The following is a 5,088-nucleotide window of genomic DNA, read 5'->3' on the forward strand; positions in this document are numbered from 1 at the left end:
CATCGATGCCGCGCAGGCCGCCTTCCCGGGCTGGGCAGCGATGGGTGCGCGTGCGCGGCAGGCGCTGTTTCTGAACGCGGCCACTGTGCTTGAACGCAGGGCCGACGAGATCGTCTTGCTGATGGCGCACGAGACCGGCTCGGCCAGCCCGTTCTCGCGCTTCCAGATCCAGTGGGCCGTGGGGCTGCTGCGGCAGGCGGCGGGCTACCCCTATCTGCCTGGTGGTGAGATCGTGCAGTCCGACACGCCCGGCGTGTTTGCCATGGCCGTGCGCCGGCCACTGGGTGTGGTGGCGGGCATCTCGCCGTGGAACGGCTCGGTGGCGCTGGGCATTCGCACCATCGTCGCGCCGCTCGCCTGCGGCAACACCGTGGTGCTCAAGCCCTCTGAAGACGCGCCGGTGTGCGCCGGCCTGCTGATGGGCGAGATCTTCACCGAGGCGGGCTTCCCGCCGGGTGTGCTGAACGTGGTGACGCATGCGCCCGGCGAGGTGGCCCCGCTGGCCGACCTGCTGTTCGAAGACCGTCGCGTGCGCGCCTACAACTTCACCGGCTCATCGGCCACCGGCGCGGCACTCGCGGCGCGGGCTGGCCAGCACCTGAAACGCATCGCGCTCGAGCTCGGTGGCTACAACCCGATGCTGGTGCTGAAAGACGCCGACCTCGACTACTCGGTCGACACCGCGATCTTTGCCGCCTTCTTCCACCAGGGCCAGATCTGCATGAACACGCGCAAGATCCTGGTCGACCGATCGATCTACCCGCAGTTTCTCGAGCGCTTCGTCGCGCGTGCCAAGGCCATCACGGCCGGTGACCCGAGCGTGCCCACGACGCAGATCGGCCCGCTGATCAACGACCGTGCGGTGGCGAACGTGGCGCGCGGCATCGCGCAGGCGGTGGAGAAGGGCGCGCGCGTGCTGGCCGGTGGCTCGCACGAGGGCCGCTGCTTCCAGCCGACCGTGCTGGTCGATGTGCCGAAGGAGGCGCCGATCCACTGCGAAGAGGTGTTCGGCCCGGTGGTGCTGGTCGAGCCGTTTGACAGCGAAGCCGAGGCCGTGGAGAAGGCCAACGCCACCCACTTCGGCCTCTCCGCATCGATCATGACCGCCGATGTCTGGCGCGGCGTGCAGCTGGGCAACCTAGTGCACGCCGGCATGGTCAACATCAACGGGCCCACGATGGGCGGCGAGCCGCAGATCCCATTCGGCGGGGTGAAGGACAGCGGCTGGGCGCGCTTCGGCAAGTGGGCCATCGAGACCTTCACCGACCTCAACCTCGTGACGATCAGCCAGAACAAGCGGCAGTACCCGTTGTGACTGCCGCCTGAGCCACGCAGCCTCAGGCGGCGGGCTCGTGGTTGGTGATGAAGTCTTCGGGTACCGACGGGCCCCACACGTAGAGCGAGTCATGCGGCGGGTGGTTGGCGGCTGGCCAGTCGACGTCGTGCGGCACAAAGTCGATGTCGAAGGAGTACTCGGCGTAGCTGCCCCAGGGGTCGCGCACGTAGTGGAAGTAGTTCGAGCCGAGCACGTGCCGGCCCAAGCCCCAGCCGCGATCGAAGCCGGCGCTGCGCATCTGCTCGGCGCCGCAACCCACGTCGTCGAGGCTCGCCACGTCCCAGCTCGAATGGTGCAGGCCCGGCGTGTGTGACTTGGCCAGGGCGATCAGGTGGTGGTCACTGCCGTGCGCGCCGTGCATGAAGGCGATCACGTCGTCGGAGCGGTCCGACAGGCGCAGGCCCAGCACCTCGCTGCCGAATGCCACCATGCGTGGCACGTCAACGCAGAAGAAGAGCAGGTGCGAGAGCGCCCGCGGCCGCACCGGCCGAACCGCGCTGCGCGCCGGCGCGGCGCCGCGACCGGGCGCCACGGGAGCAGCCGCGCGCGGCTGGGTCTTCTGGCTGGGCGAGACCTTGGGCGCCACCGCCAGTTGCAGCGGCGTGCCGTCGGGGTTGCGCAGCCACAGCCCGCCAACGTTGCCGCGCTGCAGGGCCAGGCCGTGCGGCTCGCAGCCGATGCCACGTTTCGCAATGCGCTCGCGGAAGGTGGGTAGGTCGGCTTCGTCGATGCCGTAGCGCACATAGGCCAACTGCTTCATGCCAGCCGCCTCGAAGACCGAGCCCCAGCAGTGCGGGTGGCCGAAGGTGTACAGGTCGAGGCGGTCGTTGACGCGCCGCACGTCGAGCCCGAAGGCGCAGTAGAAGTTTTCGGCAGCGGCCAGGTCGGGCACCGTGAAGACGAAGCGGTCGATCGAATGCACGCCCACGGCGCCTGGGCGGCGCTGCGATGCCAGTGTGTTCATGGAATGAGGGTCTCCGTGTTGTACGCGAGGCACTCTAGGCAGCGCAGGGGTGCGCCGGAAGATGGCGCGCCGACGGGGCCGATAGCAAATGCGCATCGGCCGCACTGGCATGCGGCGATGACAAAAACTGATCGACACGCTGCTTTTTCCATCTCTTGCGCGGCGAAGCGTCGACCTAGCATTTCAGCAACCTGCCTCTTCGCGCAGGCACTCACCACGACACTGGAGACACGATGAGCAAGACCTACGCGCGCGCGCCCAACCTGATGTTCAGCCACATGGGGCTGAGCGTGAAGAACATGCCGAAGATGGAAGACTTCTACACCCGCGTGCTCGGCTTCACCGTCACCGACCGTGGCGAGGCCGGCGGCATGCAGCTGGTGTTCTTGTCACGCAGCCCCGACGACCACCACCAGATCGTGCTGGCCAGCGGCCGCCCCGACCAGCTGCCCGCCAACACGGCGAACCAGCAGTTCGGCCCGAGCATCAACCAGATCTCGTTCAAGATGGCTTCGCTCGAAGATCTGCGAGACATCCACGGCCGCTTCGAGGTGGAGGGCACGAGCAACCTTTTCCCCGCCAACCACGGCATCGCGTGGAGCATCTATGCGCACGACCCCGAGGGCAACAACCTCGAGTTCTTCGTCGATTCGGACTGGTACATCACGCAGCCCTTCCTGATCCCGCTCGACTTCAGCAGGACCAACGACGAAATCATCGGCCTCACGAAGTCGCTGTGCGAGACGAGCGAAGGCTACGAGCCCTACGGCAACTGGCGCGCCCGCGTGGCCCGGCGCATGACACCTTTTGTGCCGGTCGCCGCCAAGTAGTCACGGCAGGCAGCGAGGAATCACGGCGTGAGTTGGCGATGCCCATCAGTGATCAGCAGCCTGCTCACGGCATCTTCTGCGTGCACCCGCCAGGCCGGAACATCCGGCACCTGACTTTCCGCAGAACGCCCCATGAAAAAGATCGACATCTACAACCACGTGCTGCCGCCTGCCTACTTCGAGCTGGTGAAGATACACGCCAAGGACGCTGGCCTCGTCAAGCGCATGGCGAGCCTGCCCCTGCTGTGGGACCTGCCGGCGCGCGCCCGCATGCTGGCGGAGAAGTTTCCCGATGTCGTGCAGGTGCTCACGCTCAGTGCGCCTTCGCCCGAGATGCTGGGCGGCCCCGAGCTGTCGCCCGAGTTCGCCCGTGTGGCCAACGACGGCATGGCGCAGATCTGCCGCGAGTTCCCGGATCAGTTCCCGGTGTTCGTTGCCTCGCTGCCGATGAACAACGTGCCGGCCGCATTCAAAGAGATGGAGCGCGCGATCACGCAGCTCGGCGCTCGCGGCGCGCAGGTGATCACGAGCGTGAACGGGCGCCCGCTCGATGACCCGGAGTTCTTCCCCATCTTCGAGGCGATGAGCAAGCGCTACGACCTGCCAGTGTGGATGCACCCCTTCCGCCCCGGCACGCGGGCCGACTACCCCGGCGAAGAGCGCTCGAAGTATGAGGTCTGGCAGGTGCTGGGTTGGCCCTTCGAGACCTCGGTGGCCATGTCGCGCATGGTGTTCTCGGGGCTGCTTGAGAAGCTGCCGAACCTGCGAATCATCACGCACCACTGCGGCGGCATGCTGCCGTATTTCAGCGGCCGCGCCGAGTCGCTCTGGGCGCAGCTGGGCAGCCGCAGCCCGGACGACAACGAGATCAACGTGCTCAAGTCGCTCTCCAAGCCACCCATCGAGTACTTCAAGATGTTCTATGGCGACACCGTGCTCGGCGGCTCCGCCTCGGCGCTGCGCTGCGGGATCGACTTCTTTGGCGTCGACCATGTTGTGTTCGCCTCCGACTGCCCGTTCGACCCGGAGCACGGGCCCATGTTCATCCGCGAGGGCATCCGCTCGATCGACTCGCTGGGCCTGTCAGACGACGACCGCGAGAAGCTCTACCTCGGCAACGCACTCAAGCTCATGCGCATGGCGCGGATCGGGAAGGGCTGAGAGCAGGCCCATGCAGGGGCCGGAGTGCCCCCGCCAATGTTTTCACCCACGCGTGGGCCGGGCCAAAGGCCAGTGAGTACGCTGACGTGGCCTTCTGCGACCTCGTCCGCGGACGTCATTGCAGCTCATCGAGGGGCAAAACAAGCCGGGCTCCTATCAGGGCTGGGCGCAGGCATCAAGGGCCTGGCTGCCCAAGCGGCTCAAAAGTGAGACTTGAGACACACATTTCGACACCATTGGTGACGTGTCGACGCTGGATGAGTGAGAACGTATGTTCTACATTTTCACATCCATAGAACGTTTATTCCATTTTGATTGATGCCGCTAGAGATCGCATGGTCATCGTTCCCTGGGCTGGCTCTCGCCGCCGCGCCGACGTATGGACCGTGGGAAGAGGGCTCCTCAATCTAACTGGAGCGACATCTTGATCAAATCAATCGTACTGCTCGCAATGCTGACAGCGTCTGCGCTGGTTGCGGGCTGCGGTGGGGCCTCCTCTGACGGGTCCGCCACGGTGCCTTCGGCGTCTGCGCAAAGCGTTGAACGTGAAACGGCGAGCGCGGTGGATCCCGTGGCCGAAACGCGCGAGAACGCAGTGATGACCAAACTGCTGCAAGGCTTCAACGTCCGATCGAACGGCTGGACCAAGGGCCCGACGCTTGACGCAATCATCAACATCTACCAACGCACCCGCGACCCGAAGTACCGCACGCTGATCGACGAATCGCTCGTTCACGGCCGCGGCTGGCGCTCGGGAGACTCCAACAAGCTGTACTACGACGACATGGGTTGGTACG

Annotated in this window: 5 protein-coding genes; 4 read left to right on the top strand and 1 reads right to left on the bottom strand. The window is 65.9% G+C overall.

Features of this window, described 5'->3' with window-relative positions; translation table 11 throughout:
• Positions 1-1,315 (top strand): aldehyde dehydrogenase family protein (locus RMO40_RS06305; protein ID WP_309717871.1); only part of this gene is annotated, 1,315 nt, incomplete at its 5' end.
• 22 nt (positions 1,316-1,337) lie between these two features.
• Here RMO40_RS06305 and RMO40_RS06310 read toward each other — a convergent pair.
• Positions 1,338-2,300: a VOC family protein gene (locus RMO40_RS06310; protein WP_309717874.1), complete on the bottom strand. Its 963-nt coding sequence runs from the start codon at positions 2,298-2,300 to the stop codon at positions 1,338-1,340.
• A 233-nt stretch (positions 2,301-2,533) separates the two neighbouring features.
• Here RMO40_RS06310 and RMO40_RS06315 point away from each other — a divergent pair, with 233 nt between their 5' ends.
• The 3 genes from RMO40_RS06315 to RMO40_RS06325 form a co-directional block, all read left to right on the top strand.
• Positions 2,534-3,130: a VOC family protein gene (locus RMO40_RS06315; protein ID WP_309717876.1), complete on the top strand. Its 597-nt coding sequence runs from the start codon at positions 2,534-2,536 to the stop codon at positions 3,128-3,130.
• Between the two features lie 132 nt (positions 3,131-3,262).
• The gene (locus RMO40_RS06320) at positions 3,263-4,291 is read left to right on the top strand and encodes an amidohydrolase family protein (RefSeq protein ID WP_309717879.1); all 1,029 of its coding nucleotides are present in this window, start codon (positions 3,263-3,265) and stop codon (positions 4,289-4,291) included.
• 598 nt (positions 4,292-4,889) lie between these two features.
• The coding region (locus tag RMO40_RS06325) for a hypothetical protein (protein ID WP_309717881.1) at positions 4,890-5,088 on the top strand (199 nt) is incomplete at its 3' end.

The organism is Rhizobacter sp., from assembly GCF_031412075.1.
Taxonomy (GTDB): domain Bacteria; phylum Pseudomonadota; class Gammaproteobacteria; order Burkholderiales; family Burkholderiaceae_C; genus Rhizobacter.

Bases quoted from the DNA above. Each gene is read 5' to 3' on its own strand.
- RMO40_RS06310 (WP_309717874.1), bottom strand. From the start codon at position 2,300: ATGAACACACTGGCATCGCAGCGCCGCCCAGGCGCCGTGGGCGTGCAT.
- RMO40_RS06315 (WP_309717876.1), top strand. From the start codon at position 2,534: ATGAGCAAGACCTACGCGCGCGCGCCCAACCTGATGTTCAGCCACATG.
- RMO40_RS06320 (WP_309717879.1), top strand. From the start codon at position 3,263: ATGAAAAAGATCGACATCTACAACCACGTGCTGCCGCCTGCCTACTTC.